The organism is Bacillus sp. M5A3_1b, assembly GCF_053345335.1.
On the sequence record NZ_JBKEZY010000001.1, the window covers coordinates 209,159 to 229,553 of the forward strand.

21 protein-coding genes and 1 other annotated feature are annotated in these 20,395 nt (G+C 36.6%); all 21 genes read right to left on the reverse strand.

Annotation, left to right across the window (positions count from 1 at the left end; genetic code table 11):
* Positions 1–90: 90 nt before the first annotated feature.
* On the reverse strand, positions 91–1,374 hold the full coding sequence (gene uraA, locus ACLBWW_RS00985) for a uracil permease (RefSeq protein ID WP_048546072.1): 1,284 nt from the start codon (positions 1,372–1,374) through the stop codon (positions 91–93).
* A gap of 146 nt (positions 1,375–1,520) precedes the next feature.
* On the reverse strand, positions 1,521–2,063 hold the full coding sequence (pyrR, locus tag ACLBWW_RS00990; RefSeq protein WP_001156490.1) for a bifunctional pyrimidine operon transcriptional regulator/uracil phosphoribosyltransferase: 543 nt from the start codon (positions 2,061–2,063) through the stop codon (positions 1,521–1,523).
* A gap of 203 nt (positions 2,064–2,266) precedes the next feature.
* Positions 2,267–3,175: an RluA family pseudouridine synthase gene (locus ACLBWW_RS00995; protein WP_048546074.1), complete on the reverse strand. Its 909-nt coding sequence runs from the start codon at positions 3,173–3,175 to the stop codon at positions 2,267–2,269.
* Between the two features lie 4 nt (positions 3,176–3,179).
* Positions 3,180–3,638, reverse strand: a complete 459-nt coding sequence (gene lspA, locus ACLBWW_RS01000; RefSeq protein ID WP_000642186.1) for a lipoprotein signal peptidase LspA — start codon at positions 3,636–3,638, stop codon at positions 3,180–3,182.
* Positions 3,639–3,762: 124 nt separating this feature from the next.
* The gene (locus ACLBWW_RS01005) at positions 3,763–4,092 is read right to left on the reverse strand and encodes a hypothetical protein (protein ID WP_001004658.1); all 330 of its coding nucleotides are present in this window, start codon (positions 4,090–4,092) and stop codon (positions 3,763–3,765) included.
* A gap of 158 nt (positions 4,093–4,250) precedes the next feature.
* Positions 4,251–7,016: an isoleucine--tRNA ligase gene (gene ileS2 / locus ACLBWW_RS01010; RefSeq protein WP_048546077.1), complete on the reverse strand. Its 2,766-nt coding sequence runs from the start codon at positions 7,014–7,016 to the stop codon at positions 4,251–4,253.
* A gap of 71 nt (positions 7,017–7,087) precedes the next feature.
* Positions 7,088–7,312, reverse strand: a binding site (T-box leader).
* A 51-nt stretch (positions 7,313–7,363) separates the two neighbouring features.
* Positions 7,364–7,870: a septum site-determining protein DivIVA gene (gene divIVA, locus ACLBWW_RS01015; RefSeq protein ID WP_001131609.1), complete on the reverse strand. Its 507-nt coding sequence runs from the start codon at positions 7,868–7,870 to the stop codon at positions 7,364–7,366.
* Positions 7,871–7,959: 89 nt separating this feature from the next.
* A complete protein-coding gene (locus tag ACLBWW_RS01020) occupies positions 7,960–8,727 on the reverse strand; it encodes a YlmH family RNA-binding protein (protein ID WP_048546079.1) in 768 nt (255 codons plus the stop codon).
* Positions 8,728–8,742: 15 nt separating this feature from the next.
* Positions 8,743–9,006 (reverse strand): YggT family protein, encoded by a 264-nt coding sequence (locus ACLBWW_RS01025; RefSeq protein WP_000259082.1) that lies wholly within the window; start codon positions 9,004–9,006, stop codon positions 8,743–8,745.
* A 6-nt stretch (positions 9,007–9,012) separates the two neighbouring features.
* Positions 9,013–9,483, reverse strand: a complete 471-nt coding sequence (locus ACLBWW_RS01030; protein WP_000119131.1) for a cell division protein SepF — start codon at positions 9,481–9,483, stop codon at positions 9,013–9,015.
* A 19-nt stretch (positions 9,484–9,502) separates the two neighbouring features.
* Positions 9,503–10,177 (reverse strand): YggS family pyridoxal phosphate-dependent enzyme, encoded by a 675-nt coding sequence (locus ACLBWW_RS01035; RefSeq protein ID WP_000218035.1) that lies wholly within the window; start codon positions 10,175–10,177, stop codon positions 9,503–9,505.
* Positions 10,174–10,992, reverse strand: a complete 819-nt coding sequence (gene pgeF / locus ACLBWW_RS01040) for a peptidoglycan editing factor PgeF (protein ID WP_046956465.1) — start codon at positions 10,990–10,992, stop codon at positions 10,174–10,176. The genes ACLBWW_RS01035 and pgeF overlap by 4 nt, the downstream gene beginning before the upstream one ends.
* 117 nt (positions 10,993–11,109) lie before the next feature.
* On the reverse strand, positions 11,110–11,388 hold the full coding sequence (locus tag ACLBWW_RS01045; protein WP_048546082.1) for a YlmC/YmxH family sporulation protein: 279 nt from the start codon (positions 11,386–11,388) through the stop codon (positions 11,110–11,112).
* Between the two features lie 172 nt (positions 11,389–11,560).
* A complete protein-coding gene (gene sigG, locus ACLBWW_RS01050) occupies positions 11,561–12,340 on the reverse strand; it encodes an RNA polymerase sporulation sigma factor SigG (protein WP_000197753.1) in 780 nt (259 codons plus the stop codon).
* Positions 12,341–12,497: 157 nt separating this feature from the next.
* Positions 12,498–13,217, reverse strand: coding sequence for an RNA polymerase sporulation sigma factor SigE (gene sigE / locus ACLBWW_RS01055; protein WP_000976947.1), 720 nt, complete (start codon positions 13,215–13,217; stop codon positions 12,498–12,500).
* A gap of 19 nt (positions 13,218–13,236) precedes the next feature.
* Positions 13,237–14,154, reverse strand: coding sequence for a sigma-E processing peptidase SpoIIGA (gene spoIIGA, locus ACLBWW_RS01060; protein WP_141547872.1), 918 nt, complete (start codon positions 14,152–14,154; stop codon positions 13,237–13,239).
* A gap of 312 nt (positions 14,155–14,466) precedes the next feature.
* Positions 14,467–15,621, reverse strand: coding sequence for a cell division protein FtsZ (gene ftsZ / locus ACLBWW_RS01065; RefSeq protein WP_000888983.1), 1,155 nt, complete (start codon positions 15,619–15,621; stop codon positions 14,467–14,469).
* A 39-nt stretch (positions 15,622–15,660) separates the two neighbouring features.
* Positions 15,661–16,968 carry a cell division protein FtsA gene (gene ftsA, locus ACLBWW_RS01070; RefSeq protein WP_048546087.1) on the reverse strand — a complete coding sequence of 436 codons (1,308 nt, stop codon included), beginning with the start codon at positions 16,966–16,968 and terminating at the stop codon, positions 15,661–15,663.
* Between the two features lie 400 nt (positions 16,969–17,368).
* Positions 17,369–18,139, reverse strand: a complete 771-nt coding sequence (gene divIB, locus ACLBWW_RS01075) for a cell division protein DivIB (RefSeq protein ID WP_000798232.1) — start codon at positions 18,137–18,139, stop codon at positions 17,369–17,371.
* A gap of 98 nt (positions 18,140–18,237) precedes the next feature.
* Positions 18,238–19,143 (reverse strand): UDP-N-acetylmuramate dehydrogenase, encoded by a 906-nt coding sequence (gene murB / locus ACLBWW_RS01080; RefSeq protein WP_048546089.1) that lies wholly within the window; start codon positions 19,141–19,143, stop codon positions 18,238–18,240.
* A gap of 61 nt (positions 19,144–19,204) precedes the next feature.
* Positions 19,205–20,299 carry an undecaprenyldiphospho-muramoylpentapeptide beta-N-acetylglucosaminyltransferase gene (gene murG / locus ACLBWW_RS01085; protein WP_001265424.1) on the reverse strand — a complete coding sequence of 365 codons (1,095 nt, stop codon included), beginning with the start codon at positions 20,297–20,299 and terminating at the stop codon, positions 19,205–19,207.
* Between the last annotated feature and the right edge of the window lie 96 nt (positions 20,300–20,395).

The following is a 20,395-nucleotide window of genomic DNA, read 5'->3' on the forward strand; positions in this document are numbered from 1 at the left end:
TTGCATAAAAATACCCTAGTCGTTTGAGACTAGGGTGCAAGGAAGAAGCCACCCTTTCCGGTCTCACAGGACTGAATTAAAAGGTTATTATTATGAAGCAATCTGCTTAGATTGTTTTATTTGTTTCGTTTCTGGTAGTAGTAGATTTAATAGTACACCTACAATTGCTGCTAGTGCCATTCCTTCTACTTGGAACGATTCTCCTACGTGGAGTACCGCTCCACCAATACCGATTACTAGTATTACTGATGCAATCATTAAGTTTCGTTTGTCACTTAGGTCTGTTTTATCATCTACCATCATGCGTAATCCGCTTGATGCAATTACACCGAATAGTAAGATTGATACACCACCCATAACTGGTGTTGGGATCGAATGAATCAGTGCAGAAATCTTACCGACAAATCCGAACATGATTGCAAACACTGCTGAGCCGATGAATAAGTATACACTGTATGCTCTCGTAATTGCTAACACACCGATGTTTTCACCATACGTTGTATTCGGTGGTCCACCTATTAGTGATGCAATCAATGTTGCTATTCCATCACCGAAGATTGAGCGATGTAAACCTGGTTTTTCAATTAAATCTCTTTTAATAACATTTCCTAGTACAATTTGATGTCCGATATGTTCTGAAATTGTTACTAATGCTACTGGTACCATCAAGAGTACAATCTTCCACGAAAACTCCGGAGTATATGTTACAAACGGTACTGTGAAATCTGGTACAACAAACCATTTTGCCTCAGCTACCGGCTTTAAGTTTACTAGCCCTTGGAAGTAAGCAAAGATATATCCGCCGACAATGCCCAGTAACACTGGTATGATACTGAAAAACCCTCTTCCGAATATAGAGCAGATAATTGTAATTGCTAATGTTACTAATGCTACTGAAAAGTGTGTAAAGCTATATTTGCCATCCGCACCGTTCATCGCCATGTTAACTGCTGTATGTGCTAAAGCTAGACCGATTACCATTACGACTGGACCAACTACGATTGGCGGAAGTAATTTCATAATCCACTCTGATCCTGACTTCTTAATTCCGAGTGAGATTAAGATGTACACAAGTCCTGCAAACAAACCACCAAGCATTGCTGCTCCAGGTCCACCTGCTGTTTTCGCTGTTATAATCGGTGCGATAAAGGCGAATGATGATCCTAGATAGGCAGGTACTTGACCTTTCGTTATAAGAAGAAACGCTAGCGTTCCTAATCCACTTGATATTAATGCTACTGACGGATTCAATCCTGTTAAAAACGGAACAAGCACTGTTGATCCAAACATCGCGAACAAATGTTGTATACTTAAAAATAACCATTTTCCCGGTTTTGGTACTTCATTAACGTCTAACACTGGCTTTTGTTCCATTGTTACATCCTCCTTCAGTTTAAATCTTTGCAATAAAAAAACTCTTTGTGCCTGTGCACAAAGAGTCCTACACTTTCGTATGCCAAATTTGACATATGAAAGCCAAGACCCTTTGGCAGCCTCACAGGACTACATTTAAAAGGGCTTTACTTATCGTATATGCTTACTCGATCTTGTTGATCTGTCTCTTGCAAATCAACTTCGATACGCTCTTCACTTGATGTTGGAATGTTCTTTCCTACATAATCAGCGCGAATTGGTAGTTCACGATGACCTCTATCAACAAGAACCGCCAGTTGGATTTGTGATGGTCTACCTAAATCCATAAGAGCATCCATTGCTGCTCGAACTGTTCTTCCTGTATATAATACATCATCCACAAGGATAACTTTTTTCTTCGTAATATCTACAGGGATATCAGAACCTTTTACAAGTGGTTCTTCATTTTTCGATTGTAGTGTTAGATCATCACGATATAACGTAATATCTAGCTCTCCAACTTCCATTTCTTTTCCTTCAATTTGACCAATTCGTTCTGCCAAACGTTGTGCAATAAAAATTCCACGAGTTTTAATTCCGACAAGAACACAATTATCGACACCTTTATTTCGTTCCACGATTTCATGACTAATTCGTGTTAAAGCGCGGCGAATCATTTGGTCATCTAAAACGACAGCTTTCTCTTGCATGCTCTACACCTCCAAGCTTTTTTCTTGCGTGAGAGTAATGGTATAAAAAAAGTCCTCTCAGCGTGTGCGAGAGGACTTTTGAAAAAAGGGTACAGCATACCCTATGTATTTCAAACCGTTACCTTCTCAACCTCACGGGGCTGTGTTAAAGGATCATTATTTAACTGTTGTCAGTATCTCAGTTTTCTTATGATTTGTCAATACTATTTCCGTAAAATATTTAATGCGTCTTCAAACACTTCTGGAATCGGTGCCTCAAACTGAATATATTCACCAGTACGAGGATGGTCAAACCCTAAAATACCTGCGTGAAGTGCTTGTCCATTCATGTCTAATGTTTTCTTCGGACCATACTTCGGATCTCCTGCAAGTGGATAGCCAATATATTTCATATGAACACGAATTTGGTGCGTACGTCCCGTTTCTAAGCGACATTCTACAAGTGTAAAATCTTTAAAGCGTTCTAACACCTGGAAGTGTGTAACAGCATTCTTACCATTTTCATCAACTGTCATGCTTTGACGTTCTTTCTTATCGCGACCAATTGGCGCATCGATCGTTCCTTTATCATGCGGAATCACACCGTGTACAATCGCTTTGTAACGTCTTGTTACTGTTTTTGCTACAAGTTGATTTACAAGTGACTCATGCGCCACATCATTTTTAGCAACCATTAATAGTCCAGATGTATCTTTATCAATACGATGCACAATACCAGGACGCATTACACCGTTAATACCTGACAGGTCTGTACAATGGTGCATAAGTCCGTTTACAAGCGTACCGCTTGTATGCCCTGGAGCTGGATGTACAACCATACCACGTGGCTTATTTACAACGAGTACATCTGCATCTTCATAATAAATTTCTAAGCCCATATCTTCTGCTTGGATATCTAACTCTTCTGGATCAGGAATCGTTACTTTAATTTCATCGTTTTCTTTAACTTTATAATTCACTTTTACCGATTTTCCATTAACTGTAACGACATCATCTTTAATCCATTGTTGTACTTGTGAACGTGACCATTCACTGTTTATTTCTGCAACGAATTTATCAATTCGCTCACTTTTTTGTTCTTCTGCAACTGTTACTTGTACTACTTCACTCATTCAATTACTCCTTCGTTTTCTTGCCTTCTAATAATGTTTGAATAATAATTAATACAACACCAATACATAATGCTGAATCAGCTATATTGAATACTGGATAGTTGTACGAGAAAATATACACGTGAATGAAATCCACTACTTCTTGTCTAAATACACGATCAATGAAATTACCAATTGCTCCGCCTAATATTAGACCTAATGAAATCCCTAGAAGTTTGTCTGTTTTCGCATATTTTTGCATATAAATTACGATAAATACTACAAAAACGACTGTAATAATGTAGAAAAACCACATTTTATTTTCTAAAATCCCCCAGGCAGCTCCTCTATTTCGATGTGATGTTATGTATAATACATTATCGATAATCGGAATGCTCGTACCCAATTCCATGTTCTTTACAATTAGCCATTTCGATATTTGATCGATGGCAATGACAAATAACGCTATTACATAATATATCATTTTCATTTCCCCCACAAAGACAGTGTACCTCAAAATTTTAGCATAGCTGCAACCTTTTCACAATGAACCTTTATAGAAGAATAAAATAAATTAAAAAAAGGTAATATAATATCGTTGTGCGCATTCATACATTTACTTTTTCATAGAAAAATTCATGAATGGTACGGGCAGTCGGCATCGTCTTCATTTGTTTTACCGAAATTGCTCTCCCCGTTTCTTCACAAATACCATACATATCTATTTCCATTTTAAATAATGCACGTTCTACATCTTTTAAATCCTCTTTTATATCATGTAATAGGAGTTTTTTCTTTATCTCTTCCTTAATTTCATATCCAAGCTCTTCGCTAAACTCTGTATCATATTTGTGCATGACCTCTTTAGCTAGCCTCTCTTGTAACTCTTTTCGCATCAATTGCAATTCTTCTTTGATTTCCATATACATTTCATTCACGTGTACATTCCTCCCAGCTGCAATGTACGATTAGTGTGTCCGAAATTTCTATGCTTACCTCACACACATTTTTCCTTCATAGGAAAGAGAGTGAAAGTTATTTTAATATATCATCAACAAAAAAAACTGACTGTACTTACGCACAGTCAGTTTTTTTATTATTTTACATAGTTTTCTTTAACAACTGTTGCACAACGCTCACATAATGTTTCATGTTCAGCGTCTTTACCAATTGTTTCTGAAACTACCCAACAACGTTCACATGTTTCACCAGTTGCTTGAGCAACAACAACCGCTGTATGCTCATACTTCGGCGCATCTGCTGGCGCTTCTTCCATCATACCACCAAGTTTATACTCAGAAACGATGAATAATTGCTTTAAGTCTTCGCTAATAGACTCTAACATAGTTTTCATTTCTACAGTCGGATATAGCGTAATACTTGCATTTAATGACTTACCGATTACTTTCTCATTACGAGCTACTTCTAACGCTTTTAATACGTCATCACGCAACGTCATAAATGCATCCCATTTTGTTTTTAATGCTTCCGCACCATCTAATTGTACAGCTTCTGGCATATTAGTTAATTGTACACTTTCTTCTGTTACACCCGGAATGTATGGCCATACTTCATCAGCTGTATGCGGTAAGATTGGTGTTACAAGTTTCGTCAATGCAACAAGAACATCATATAATACAGTTTGAATTGCACGACGATCTTCATGGTTTTCACCTTCAATGTATAAAATGTCTTTTGCAAAGTCTAAGTAGAATGAACTTAAATCAATTGTACAGAAGTTATGAATTGCATGATACACAGCAGCGAAGTCGTATGTTTCATATGCTTCTTTTACTTTTGTAATTAAGTCATTTAATTTCACTAACATGTAACGATCTACTTCACGAAGTTCAGCTACAGCTACTGTATTTTCACTTGGCTTAAAGTCATCTAAGTTTCCTAATAAGAAACGGAATGTGTTACGGATTTTACGATACACTTCTGCTACTTGTTTTAAAATATCATCTGAAATACGTACATCAGATTGATAGTCAACAGAAGATACCCATAAGCGTAAAATATCTCCACCTAATTGATCCATAATTTTCTTCGGTACGACGATGTTTCCAATCGACTTACTCATTTTACGCCCTTCACCATCTAATACGAAACCATGGCTTAGTACGCCTTTATATGGAGCTTTACCTGTTACAGCAACTGCTGTTGATAATGAAGAGTTAAACCAACCACGATACTGGTCCGATCCTTCTAAATATAAATCAGCTGGACGTTGTAAGTCTTCGCGCTCTTCTAATACTGCTTGGTGAGAAGAACCTGAATCGAACCATACATCCATGATGTCTGTTTCTTTACGGAATTCACCATTTGGGCTACCTGTATGTGTAAATCCTTCTGGTAATAGATCTCTCGCTTCACGCTCAAACCATACGTTAGAACCGTGCTCACGGAATAAATCTGCTACATGGTTAATTGTTTCATCTGTAATAATTGGATCACCATTCTCTGCATAGAATACAGGGATTGGCACACCCCATGCACGCTGACGAGAAATACACCAGTCACCACGGTCACGAACCATATTATGAAGACGAGTTTCTCCCCATGCTGGTACCCATTTTGTTTCCGCAACAGCTTCCAATAATTCTTTACGGAACGCTTCAATAGATGCAAACCACTGTGCTGTCGCACGGAAAATAATTGGTTTTTTCGTTCTCCAATCATGTGGGTATGAATGCGTAATGAATGCTAGCTTCAGTAACGCGCCTACTTCTTCTAATTTTTCTGTAATTGGCTTGTTAGCTTTATCATAGAATAAGCCTTCAAATCCAGGTGCTTCATTTGTTAATACACCTTTATCATCAACTGGGCAAAGTACTTCTAATCCATACTTTTTACCAACAACGAAGTCATCTTCCCCGTGTCCTGGTGCTGTATGAACACAACCTGTACCTGCATCTGTTGTTACGTGATCTCCTAGCATAACTAATGAATCACGATCGTAGAATGGATGTTTTGCAACTGTATACTCAAGTTCGCTACCTTTTACCGTTTTCACAACTTCAGCATTTTCCCACTCTAACGTTTTTGCAACTGTCTCAAATAGTTCAGAAGCAATAATATATTTTTCATCATTTACTTTTACAATAGCGTATTCAAGTTCTGGGTGAACAGAAATACCTAAGTTTGCAGGTAACGTCCAAGGTGTTGTTGTCCAGATAATGAATTTCTCATCACCTTCTAATACGTTCTTTCCGTCTTTTACAGGGAATGCTACGTAAATAGATGCTGATTTTTTATCTTGGTATTCAATTTCAGCTTCTGCTAAAGCCGATTCACTCGTTGGAGACCAGTAAACTGGTTTCTGCCCTTTATAGATATAACCTTTTTTCGCCATATCACCGAACACTTTAATTTGTTGCGCTTCATAAGCCGGCTCTAAAGTAATATATGGGTTATCCCAATCTGCACGTACACCTAAACGCTTAAATTGTTCACGTTGACGTTCTACTTGTTCATATGCATACTCTGCACATAACTTACGGAACTCAGCAACTGTCATTTCTTTACGCTTTACACCTTTATTTGTTAAAGCTTGCTCAATTGGTAAACCGTGTGTATCCCAACCCGGTACATATGGTGCGCAGTAACCAGTCATTGATTTATAACGAACAATAAAGTCTTTTAACACTTTATTTAATGCATGCCCCATATGAATGTCACCATTCGCATATGGAGGTCCATCATGCAGTACAAATAAAGGACGACCTTTCGTATGTTCTTGTACCTTTTCATAAATATTCATTTCAGCCCACTGTTCTTGCATTGCAGGCTCACGTTTTGGTAAATTCCCACGCATTGGGAACTCTGTTTTTGGCATTAGTAATGTATTTTTGTACTCCATGCTCAATTCCTCCTTACATGTATAAAAGAAACACTTAAAAAACGAAATAAAAAAGAGACCTTCTCATCCCAAAAAGGGACGAGAAAGTCTCCCGCGGTACCACCCTAGTAGATCCTATACGTATGTATACAATCCTCTTTATATTCTTAACGCGAATATACGCCTACGCTTACTCTATTTGTTCAGCGCGGAACTCCAGGGTGATATTCCCATTATCTCCTTATCCTGAGCTTACACCATCCTCAGTTCGCTATATAAGGTATGAAAAAGGTACTTATCCCTATCTTCGTTTTTCTTAATAAATATGTTGTTTAAAATTATATGTAATAATGAGAAAAACGTCAAGCTTACACTGTTTCTTCTTTTTTCAACAGTTCATCTACTTCGTCTTCTAACTCAATTAGTTTATCCCAATCATCGTTGTTTAACATTTCAAGCTGTGTTTCTAATAACATACGGAAACGAGTGCGGAATACTTTCGCTTGTTTCTTTAGCTCTTCAATATCAAAGGCAACTTTTCTTGATTTTACTAACGCTTCGTTAATAATACGATCTGCATTCTTTTCAGCTTCACGTACGATTAATTTTGCTTCTTTTTGCGCATTACGTTTTACTTCTTCCGCTGCTTCTTGTGCAACGATGATAGATTTGTTTAACGTATCTTCAATATTAGAGAAATGATCTAACTTCCCTTCTAATTGCGCAACTTTTTCTTCTAAAGCTTTTTTCTCACGAATGACTAATTCATAATCTTTGATAATTTGATCAAGAAACTCATTTACTTGATCTTCATCATAGCCACGGAATCCGCGACCAAATTCTTTGTTATGAATATCTAATGGTGTTAACGGCACAACGCCACCTCCAAGTAGTTATCTAAATTTCCTATTTCAATTATATCTTTTCTTCGACAAAATAGGAGGATTTCCTTCTAAAAAACCAATCATTTTAGTATACCATACAAAATTCTCCATTTGTCGCGCTTTGTTCTACCTTCTACAGAAAACAATTTACTTCGTCCATATCCTCTCACTGAAAAAACATCTCCTGGATAACATTCATAAGAAGTTTGCTCCACTGTTTTCCAATTAACTTTTACTAAACCATTTTTTATGAAAGGTTGTACTTTTTGTCTGGATATATGTAACATTTCAGCTAACATAACATCTAAACGAAGTGAAGAAACCGTTCCAGATTTCTCTCCCCACGTTTCTTGCATCTGTAGAATTTTTTCTCCTTGCACTGGTGATAAGGAGACTTTCACTTTCCCTATAGATTGTAAGTTCATCTCAATATAAGGTACAACTTCTTTCGCGACTACAATTTGGGCACGATCTTCTTGAAGCAAAATATCACCACATTTTTCTCTCGTTAAACCAAGAGACATAAATGTACCTAATATTTGCCTATGTTCTAGCGTATAAAACTTGGAAGGATAGTCAATTTCCAATACTTCTACTTGAAATTCCTCTTCATTCACTACTAGATAGTCCGGATAAATGAGTGCTCTCTTACGCTCTGCATGAGGCGTTGCACCATCAAACTGTACAGCAACATCCCCTTGTCCTATTACCATAGTGACAATTTGTTGTTGTCTTGGATCAAGGAAGTCTGTTAACTTCACTTGATGGTACTCCGCTGCTCGCTTCCACTCTAACACCTTATCCACAAAGACCTCTTCATCGGGTCTGAAATGTTCATAGATGCTCATGTATTTAACCTCTTACTATAAGAAATAGTTGAATATACTTATTAAACCATTCGTAGCAAGCTTTAACGTGAAAATCGCAACGAGTGGAGAGATATCAATCATACCAAGCGGCGGAATAAATCTGCGAAATGGTTCTAAATACGGTTCACAAATACGCGCAAGAATTTCTCCAAAAGTTGATTCCTTTGCACCAGGGAACCATGATAGAAGAATGTAAATAATAAGTGCCCACGAGTAAATCTCGATAGCAGTAATTAAAACGTTTAAAACTGTTACCATGGCGTATTACCACCTCTTTATATTTGTGTCTTCTTCTTCACCGAATAACTCTGAAATTGCACCAACAATATCTACATTTTCAGGGGTACACATAAATGTTTTCGGTCCTATTTTTTGAATGTCCCCGCCTATAGCGTATACAGTACCACTTAAAAAGTCAACGATACGTACAGCTTGATCAGTAGACATTCGTTGTAAATTAATCACAACAGCTCGTCTACCTTTTAAATGGTCCGAAATCCCTTGTGCTTCCGAATATGTGCGTGGTTCTAATAAAACAACTTTTGAAGATTGCTTTGCCGTTTCAATGCTCACAACATTTTGTTTCGGTTGCGCTTTTGGAAACGCAACATCTTGTTGTTCTGGCGGATCTTGCTGCTTCTTCATGTCTGTTTGCTCCTTTTCATAACTATATTGAGCTGCTTCTTTTTCTTCCGGTGTATCAAAAAAGAAGTATTTTACTTTTGACCAACTCATAATAAGATTCTCCTTCCTTTTACGCTTTTCCTACTAAAATCGTCCCCAAACGAATATATGTAGCACCTTCTTCAATTGCAATCGTGTAATCATTAGACATTCCCATTGATAATTCTTTACATGGCGCATGTAATAATTCTAGCTCCTGCACCTCTGTTTGTAGCATACACAGCTCCTTAAAACAGCGTCTGATTTCTTCCTCTTCTTCTGTAAACGGAGCCATTGTCATTAGTCCCACCACTTCAATCTTATCCAATTCTTGCAAACTTTGAATAAAAGAAACGGTTTCTTCTATTGCCAATCCTTGCTTTGATTCTTCAGATGATGTTTTCACTTGAATAAAACATTTCACTTTCTTATCAGCACGTTTTTGAATTTCTTTTGCAAGTGAAAGACGATCTAACGAATGTAAATAATCAATTTCATTAATGATTTCTTTTACTTTTCTCGTTTGTAATGATCCAATAAAATGCCAATTCACTTTTGAACCGAAATGTTCGTACTTCTGTAAGAAACTTTCATTTCTATTTTCACCTAAATCGATAATTCCAGCTTCAATTACTTCGTTTGTTTTTTCAATTCCTACCGTTTTTGTAACCGCAACGAGTTTAATATCTTGCAACGAACGTCCCGCTCGTACGCAAGATTGTTTAATTGCTTCATTTACAGTTGTTAAATTTTTTTGTACTGTCACTTGCTTTCTTCCTCCTTAAAACCTATGAAACTCAACATTCTTCCTGTCTTACCTTGATCACGACGATGAGAGAAAAATAGTTGTTCTTCACAGCTTGTACAAAGAGATGACATTACAATATTCTCTTCTTTTATGCCTGATTGTACACATAATATACGATTAATTTCTTTTAAATTAATTGCGTACTGCCCATCAGAAATTTTTTTATAAGGGACAGAGCCGTTTACTACTTGTTCTGCTGCTGTTAACACTCGATCATCAACAACGTAACAACAAGATCCAATTGCTGGTCCAATTGCAACATGAATTTCATCACTTGAAATCCCTTCTGCATTCCATTTTTGAATCATTTCCTTTGCAATCTCTTTTACAGTCCCTTTCCATCCAGCATGCGCAAGTCCTATCATACCATGTGATGGTGCATAAAAATAGAGTGGAACACAATCCGCGTAACATGATGTTAGAAGAACATCATTATTAGTCGTATAAATGCCATCTGTTTTTGAAATGCCGTCTTCATATGAATAGACGCCACTTCCTTTTTCCTGTTGTCCTACTTTTTCAACATGATGATCATGAACTTGTTCAGAGCAAATCCAGTTTTCTAATGGTTTTTGTAACTTATTTGCTAAAATGCGTCTGTTTTCATGAACGTTCTCCACGATATCATTCACATGTAATCCTAAATTCATCGCATGAAAGGAGCCCGTACTTACCCCACCATCTTTTGTCGTAAATCCAGCAGTAATGTTTCCAAGTTCTTTCCACGCTTGTAAATACAGTATACCGTCCACATATTTAAATGGTTGTCTCATAAAGTGACTCCTTTTAATTAAAATAACATAAAAAAGCATGGTACTTCCTGTCTATTTTACCATACTTTTATTTTTTCATAATGCCAACAGAAAAAAAAGAGGAATTTGTAATATTCTTTATGAAATTGTCGGTGTTTGTATTGATTCTGTTACAGAATTAACAGGATTTACTCTAACAAGTATGACATCTTCCCCAATTTTCATAATTTCCTCCCAAGGAATTACAATTTCTACATCCTTCCCAAAGATCCCTAACATACGTGCCTGTTTGGAAATAATAATAGACCCGATCTTCCCTGTGTTCATATCAATTTCAATATCTCCAATATTCCCAAGCCTTTTTCCATCTGAAACATTTATTATCTCTTTCATCTGCAACTCCGAAATTTTTATCATTTTCATCCTCTCCCTTATATATGACGAATTGAAAAAACACTGTTTTTCAAATTAACAGGAAGTACCCTCTACTAATCCCATATTATTTTCATTATATGAGCACAACTTCCCTACTATGAGCGAAGACAAACTATATTACATATAAAAAGGTTTCACCATAAATGGTGAAACCTTATCCTTGAATCGTCTTATTCATTTGTTTAATAGCTGATTTCTCTAAACGTGACACTTGTGCTTGAGAAATCCCAATTTCTTCTGCAACTTCCATTTGTGTCTTTCCTTGAAAGAAACGTTTTCGAATAATCATTTTCTCACGATCATTTAAACGCTTCATCCCTTCTTTCAGTGCTAGCTCTTCAACCCACTGCTCGTCCTTTTGTTTTTCATCACTTAACTGATCCATAACAAAGATAGGATCTCCCCCATCGTTATAAATCGGTTCAAATAATGAAACTGGATCTTGAATCGCATCTAATGCAAAAACAATTTCTTCATGAGTCACTTCAAGCACTTTTGCAATATCCATTGCTGTTGGTTCTTTTGAATTTTCTGCAATCAATTTCTCTCTTACTTGTAACGCTTTATACGCAATATCTCTTAATGATCGAGATACGCGAATCGGATTATTATCACGCAAATATCTGCGTATTTCCCCAATAATCATCGGCACAGCATACGTTGAAAATTTTACATTTTGGCCTAAATCAAAGTTATCAATGGATTTCATAAGTCCGATGCAACCAACTTGAAATAAATCGTCAACATATTCTCCTCTGTTATTAAATCTTTGGATGACGCTCAGTACAAGACGTAAGTTTCCATTCACTAATTTCTCTCTTGCGCTTATCTCTCCACTTTGCATTTCACGAAATAATTTACGCATTTCATCATTTTTTAGTACGGGAAGTTTAGCTGTATCAACACCGCAAATTTCTACTTTGTTTCTCGTCAAAGTGTTCCCTCCTATCGGGAGTTGCTGTACAGTGTAAAGTATTTCCTTTGAAGGGGATTTTATGCATGCGGTTTTCTCTTCATTTCTCATTTTCGTTGTCTCTTCTCCTACAACGAAAGAGAATAAGACCAGCCTAGATAACGGCTGGTCTTATTCTTTACACCATTTTATTAAATTCTTTTCGTAATCTTTTTATGATTCTTTTTTCTAAACGCGAAATGTATGACTGTGAAATCCCAAGCATATCCGCCACATCTTTTTGCGTCTTTTCCTCTTCTCCAGCAAGCCCAAACCGAAGTTCCATAATTTGTTTTTCACGATCATTTAATTGATGCAATGCTTTCATTAGAAGATGACGATCTACAGTAGCTTCTAAATCTTTTGTAATAATATCATCATCTGTACCTAATACATCTGATAACAAAAGTTCATTCCCATCCCAATCGATGTTAAGCGGTTCGTCAAAAGAAACTTCTGAACGATTTTTATTATTCCGACGCAAATGCATTAAAATTTCATTTTCTATACAACGTGAGGCATATGTCGCTAATTTTATTTTCTTTTCCGGATTAAATGTATTCACTGCTTTAATAAGGCCAATTGTTCCTATACTAATCAAGTCTTCAATATTTATCCCTGTATTTTCAAACTTTCTTGCTATATATACAACTAACCGTAAGTTGCGTTCAATCAGTAACGATCTTGCTGCCTGATCTCCTTTTGGCAATTTATTCAAAAGAACTTCCTCTTCTTCTTTCGTTAACGGTGGTGGCAACGCTTCACTTCCACCGATATAATAAATTTCATCGGTCTTAATTCCTAATTTCAACAATACTTTATACCAAAGGTATACTAAATAAAATTTTAATTTCATCATATTATCCCGCCTCCCATTATTAAGCAATTACCATTTTTTGAGAAATTAACATTTTCGGATGCACAATACATTGATACTCTCCATTGGTTGACAACTGTTGTGTATTTATTCCAATCAATACTTTGCTGACTACAATAGAACTACCTTCATGATAAATTTGCACACTGTCTGGCTTAATTGCCCATAAAAATTGATTCTCTACTCCTACTGCTCTGAAAGGAATTAAGCGTAATTTTGTCGCCCAGCCAGAATCATTTTCTGGTATTTGAGGAATCTCTGTTTTGGAATAAATTTGTTCTGTTAACCAAGCTGGCAAGCAATGCTCTAATGATGAAATATGCATAATCATAACGGGTGTTTTTGTTAACGGGTCGTAAAGTTGGTTCCCACTATCAATTAAACCTGAGAGTTCTAGTTCCTCTTCAGCTAATTGAATTTTCAATTTCACAATTTGGTCATAGTGTATTTTTGTAACCTCTACGCTTTCAATACGCTTTTTAGAAAAATAATAAATTACTGGAAAACCAAAAACAACAAACAACCAGCTAATTGGATCACCGTAAGAAATTGATTGAGATTGAACCAATCCATTTACCATTTCATTCGTTTGCAAAAAGAAATGAGTCCCAATTAACCCTCCGCCAACCATAAAGGTTACAAAATAAAAAGTAAAAACAGTTTGTGCATAGTTTCTAAACGTTGTAAACCCAAATGCTGTATACACAATAAGTAACGAGTACAGTAGTTTCATAATTGGATGTGTCATCATAGAAGCAAAAGGAGTAAAGGCAAAAATAACAATGGTTGAACCTATAAATGCCCCTAACACAAGCCTCCATCTTTTGATCTTCTTTTTTAACACGGTTGCTGTTAATAAAAGTAAAAGAAAATCAATGCAGGCGTTTAACAACCAAACAACGTCGGCGTAAACAACCAAACAATTCACCTCTTTTTTTAAGTTGAGACTAGTATAATGCATATCCAATAGGAAAGTGTGTCAATTTGCGGAGGTGTTTTTTTGTTATTTTGTGCTTTCTAGACAAAATCTGTCGGTAAAAAATAAAAGTATATGTTTCATAGAATACTATATCTTTTTACTTATATATTAAGTGAAACTTTAATCCCCCCGCACCAATCAGGCGCCCAGCAAATAGCGGGATAAATCGAAATATATAAAATAAAAAAAGACCTGCTTAGCAGATCTTTTCCCTGTACAAAACAAAAAAGGAGCATAAAAGCCCCTTTTCTTTTATCGTCTACGACGGTTACGTAAGAATGCTGGAATATCGATGTCATCTGAATCTGTATGACGCTCATGCACAACCGGCTCTTCACGTTTCATTTCACGCTTAACTTCACGTTGTTTTGAAGGTTGAGCTACTTGCTGTTGCTGTTGTTGCGTGTGATTCGCAGTCGGACGGATAATTGGTTTTGGTGGCTGCGTCGAAGCACTATCATCAAAACCAGTTGCAATTACAGTTACAACGATATCATCTTTTAATCCTTCATTAATAACAGAACCGAAGATCATATTTACTTCTGGATCTGAAGCTGAAGCTACAATGTCTGCCGCTTCTTGTACTTCATATAAGCTTAAGTTAGCTCCACCCGTAATGTTCATGATAACACCTTGAGCTCCATCAATAGATGTTTCTAATAATGGACTAGAAATCGCTTTTTTCGCAGCTTCAGCAGCACGATTTTCTCCATTACCAGAACCAATACCCATTAAAGCAGAACCTCTATTAGACATAATTGTCTTTACGTCTGCGAAGTCTAAGTTAATTAAACCTGGTGTTGCAATTAAATCAGAAATACCTTGAACACCTTGACGTAATACGTTATCTGCTTCACGGAATGCTTCTAACATCGGCGTATTTTTATCAACAATCTCTAATAAGCGATCGTTTGGAATTACAATAAGTGTATCTACATTTTCTTTAAATGCCGCAATACCAGATGCTGCTTGCGTTGCACGTTTACGTCCTTCAAATGTAAATGGACGTGTCACAACACCAACTGTTAATGCACCTAATTCTTTTGCAACTTGAGCAACAACTGGAGCTGCACCAGTTCCAGTTCCGCCGCCCATACCAGCAGTTACGAAGACCATATCCGCACCACGAAGTGCTTCTTGGATCTGTTCTTTACTTTCTTCTGCAGCTTTTTTCCCTACTTCAGGGTTTGCACCTGCACCAAGTCCACGTGTTAATTTTCCACCAATTTGCATTTTTGTTTCAGCTTTTGATAGATTTAATGCTTGTGCATCAGTATTCACAGCGATAAAGTCTACACCTTGTACACCGTGTTCGATCATACGGTTTACAGCATTGTTTCCGCCACCGCCGACACCGATAACTTTTATATTCGCTAATTGATCTTGAGTAGTATCAAACTCTAACATGTCGAAATCCCCCTAGAACCTCATTTTTCGTGTCCAATTTTAATCCCATAAATAACGGAATACACGTTTTACTTTTGACATCATACGTTCATCATTTTGATTATTATTGTTTTGATTACGAGTTTTTTGTTTCGCAGGTTGCTGTTGTACCGGCGTTGGTGCTGGTGCTGGTACTGGTTCAAAATGTTCTTGCTTTTCCTGCACATTTTTTCCACGTAATTTAGCTTTTTGATAAGAATGTTTAATTAATCCTACTCCACTTGTATATTGTGGCTCACGCACACCAATATAATCAGGAGTCGCTATACGAACATTTTCATGTAAAATATCATATGCAAGATCAAGAACACCCGGCATAGAAGCAATTCCACCAGTTAGTACATAGCCAGAAGCTACTTGCTTTACTCCTAACTTACGCACTTCATCTTGAACAAACATTAAAATTTCCTCTACACGAGCCTCTATTATATCCGATAATTCCAACTGAGAATATTGTTCTGTTTGATCGCTTCCCATAATAGGAACCGTAAACATCTCTTCTTCAGATGCTGTATCATAAAAAGCATGTCCATATTTCAACTTTATTTGATCTGCATTGTCTGTTGAAGTTTTCAACCCAATCGCAATATCCTTCGTTATATGGTCTCCACCTAACGGTAATACGCTCGTCGCTTGTAACTCTCCATCTTTAAAAATAGATAAAGTTGTAGATCCTCCCCCCATATCAACAAGGGCTACTCCTCTATTTTTTTCATCTGAAGATATAGCAACTGTTGCAGCCGCTAAAGGTTGAAGACAAATATCAACTATTTCAAGACCTGCTTTTTCTACACAACGAAGTAGGTTATGTAGTAAAGTTCTCGAGCCTGTTATAAGTGTACCTTCCATTTCTAATCTTACACCGATCATCCCGCGTGGATCGTTAATCTCGTCAAGACCGTCTACGATGAACTGTCGAGGTACCACATCAATAAACTCACGCTCTGGAGCAATTGACACAACTTGTGCTGCATCTAGAACGCGTAAGACATCTTCATTCCCGATTTCACGATCTTCATTTGAAACAGCGACTACTCCGTGACAAGGAAGTAGCTGTACCTGGTTTGCATTGACACCTACTACAACTTGCTCAATGTGGATTCCCACCATGCGCTCAGCTTGTTCAATTGCTTTTTTAATTGATCGAACAGTCTCGTCTATATCAACTATCGATCCCTTCTTTAAACCATTTGATTTTACATTTCCAACACCAATAATGTTTAAGCTGTCATTAACCATTTCACCAATGATGACTTTAACATTGGATGTACCGATGTCAAGACTAACATATATTTCATTGCTGTTCATTCTTTGGCACCTCCTTCTTTATTTATACCATACAACTCAATATATGGAACAACAATCGCAACTTTACTATTTATAAGAAAAATATTCAACGTCTTTATACGTTTCCCTTTTTTAACCCTATATTTTTCTTATTTTTATTTAACATTCATTTAAGAATATCGCAGTAAACTTTGAATAACTGCTTATCTTGAAATAATTCTATTTCAAGTGTAAAGATTACCGCCAAGTATAAGTCTACACTAAGATGTACTCATAGAAAAGTGAAACTTGTACCAATCCTAGTATGAATCTAAGAATTTTTACATCTTTTTCATCAAATGAACCATTCTTGTAAATTCAGATGCATTCAATAGAACATTCGTTTCGTTTTTTCTACAGGAACGTAGTAAAAACTATCGTTCTATTCTTTTTTTTCTTCCGCTCCTAATTCTTTCGTATATGCCCCTACTTCTAAATCAATTAATACCTTTTTACCCGGCTCAATTGTTTTTAAGATAAGCGGATAAGCTTCCATACGCTTTGCGAAATTTTGAATCGTAGTGCTCACTTCGTACCCTTCGTTCATATATAAAGTAAGATGATCTTCATTCGCATTCGTCGGTGAATAACGAATTTCAGAAATAGACCTTAAAATAGTTGGTGTTAATTTTTCAAGCTCAGCAATTAACTCCTTCATTTTTTCCTCTTTAAAAGGTTCAAAAATTGGTGCTGCAACAGGAAGTTTTCCGTTCGGAAGTACATCAAGTGTTTTCCCGTTCTCTAGTAACGGTTGTAATTTCCCATCTTTGTTTATATAACCAATCGTTAAATATTCTTCAATATGAACATCAATTTTATTTGGAAAACGTTTTTTTACATTTACTGCTTTAATTTCTTTTCGTTTCGTTAGGTTTTCTTCTGCTTTATGTGCCGTCACTCGGAAATAACTTGTATCATACGTCACACCTGATTCCTTCATCACTTGTTCATCTGTCATATAATGATTTCCAAACACACTTATCTTTTTGATATTGCTTAGCGGAGACCGAAAATAAATTAAAAAGAGCACTAATAAAAATAAAATTGATATGTATAAAATCAACCGATGATTAACATTTTTCTTGTTTTTCTTCTGTTGATTTTTTAACTTTGGTACACGATCCTGTAGTTTAATCACTTTACTATTTTTCATGTACGATCCCCCTACGTAACATAAAAAACGGCATGTTCCTCATGCCGTTCTTATCTTCTTATTATAACATAAATGATAATGAGCGGAACGAATAACCGTTATCTTCCAATGATTTCTACTTCTGTATGCATTTCTACGCCAAATTTATCCTCAATTGTTTGTTTTATTAATGCAATTAAAGATAAGACATCTTGCGCACTGGCTCCCCCAGTATTAATAATAAAATTCCCATGCATTTCAGAAATTTGAGCTCCGCCTATTTGATAACCACGAAGCCCCGCCTTTTCTATTAAGTCTCCTGCAAAGTATGGGATTGGATTCCGAAATATGCTTCCTGCACAAGGATGATTCCACGGCTGTGTTTCACGACGGTAGTCTTTATTCTTTTGCATGACGCTTACGATTCCCTCACGCTCCCCTACCTGCAATTGAAACTCAGCTTCCAAAACAATACCAGGACGTTTCGTTTGCAATACAGAAGTACGATAGGAAAACTCCATTTCTTCATGTGTTAACCAATCAATTGTTCCGTTTTCAAACAAAATAAGAGCTTTTGATAATATGTTTGATATATCCGATTTATGTGCTCCTGCATTCATATACACTGCACCACCAACACTTCCTGGAATACCACTGGCAAATTCCAGGCCGGATAACCCTTGACGACTAAGTAAAGTTGATAATTTAATAAGGGGATACCCACCACCAACTCTTACTCTATGTTTTTCGACTTCTAAGTGGTCTAATCCTTCTCCTAAACGAATAACGACACCTTCTATACCTAAATCAGATACAAGAAGGTTCGAACCTCGACCAATTACAGTCCACTTTGTTTTATATTTTTTTACTAACTGCAACGTTTTTTCAATACTGGCAACATGCTTTGGCACAATTAAAATATCAGCTGGTCCACCTATTTTCATAGTGGTATAACGCGCTAACGCTTCATTCACTAACACGCGACCAACATTTGCTTCTATAAGCTCATTTACTAATTGCTCCATAAACAATCTCCCCCATACTAAGTATCCTTATTACAGTAGTATGCAGGGCGTTCACCTAACGTTATTTTTTTACAAGCTTATTCATTACTTCATACAGCTTATTTGCTGCATCGGGAATACCTAATTGCCCCGCAGCCAGCTTCATATTTTGTAATGTTTGTGCATCTAATAAAATCTCATCAATATCACGAATAAGCGTTTCTGCTGTTAAATCTTTTTCAAGCAACATTTTTGCTGCTCCTTTATCGACAACGGAACGTGCATTCTTTTCCTGATGGTTATTTGTTACGTAAGGACTCGGTATTAACACACTTGGCTTACCTAACGCGGTTAATTCTGCAAGTGTTGTTGCCCCCGCTCTTGAAACAACAAGATCTACACCTGTAAGTACCTCTGGCATATTATGAATGAAAGGTTTAATAATAACATTATTCGGATTCCCTTTTTGCTTCACTGCTTCCATCACTTTGTCATAATGAACTTCACCTGTTACATACAATATTTCGTAACTTTTATTTCCAAACTGTTCAATTGCCTCTACGAAAGCATCGTTAATCGGTCTAGCCCCACGACTTCCACCAAAAATAAGTACCGATTTTTTAGGAAGAGATAAACCTACTGAACGTTTTCCTTTCATTCCATTCTGATCCATTACTTCTGATGCTCTTGGATTCCCTGTCATCACCACTTTTGACTGTGGAAAATGTTCTGCAGCCGCTTCAAAACAAACCGCAACTTTATCAACATAGCGGCTTAAAAATTTATTCGTTACACCAGGTACACTATTTTGTTCATGTACAATGGTTGGAATACCTAATTTTGCTGCAGCATATACAACTGGTCCACATACATATCCACCCGTTCCAATCACAATATCAGGATTAAAACGGCGAATATATCGTTTACTATCTTGTACACCCTTTAGGAAACGCATCACCGTTTTCACGTTATCTAACGATATTTTACGCTTAAATCCACTTATAACAATAGATTGAAACGGTATGCCTGCTTTTGGAACGATTGTGCTCTCTAATCCACTCTCCGTACCAATATATAAAAACCTTGCTTCCGGATTTAATTTTTTTATTTCTCTTATTAGAGCAAGAGCCGGATAAATATGACCTCCAGTGCCCCCACCACTTACTAATACACGCACTACTAACTCCTCCGCTTCTCTTTTCTTATTTCAGTCGTATTTATTTCTATATACATCATGTTTCTTCGCGCACATACGAAAAACCCTGTCTTATAA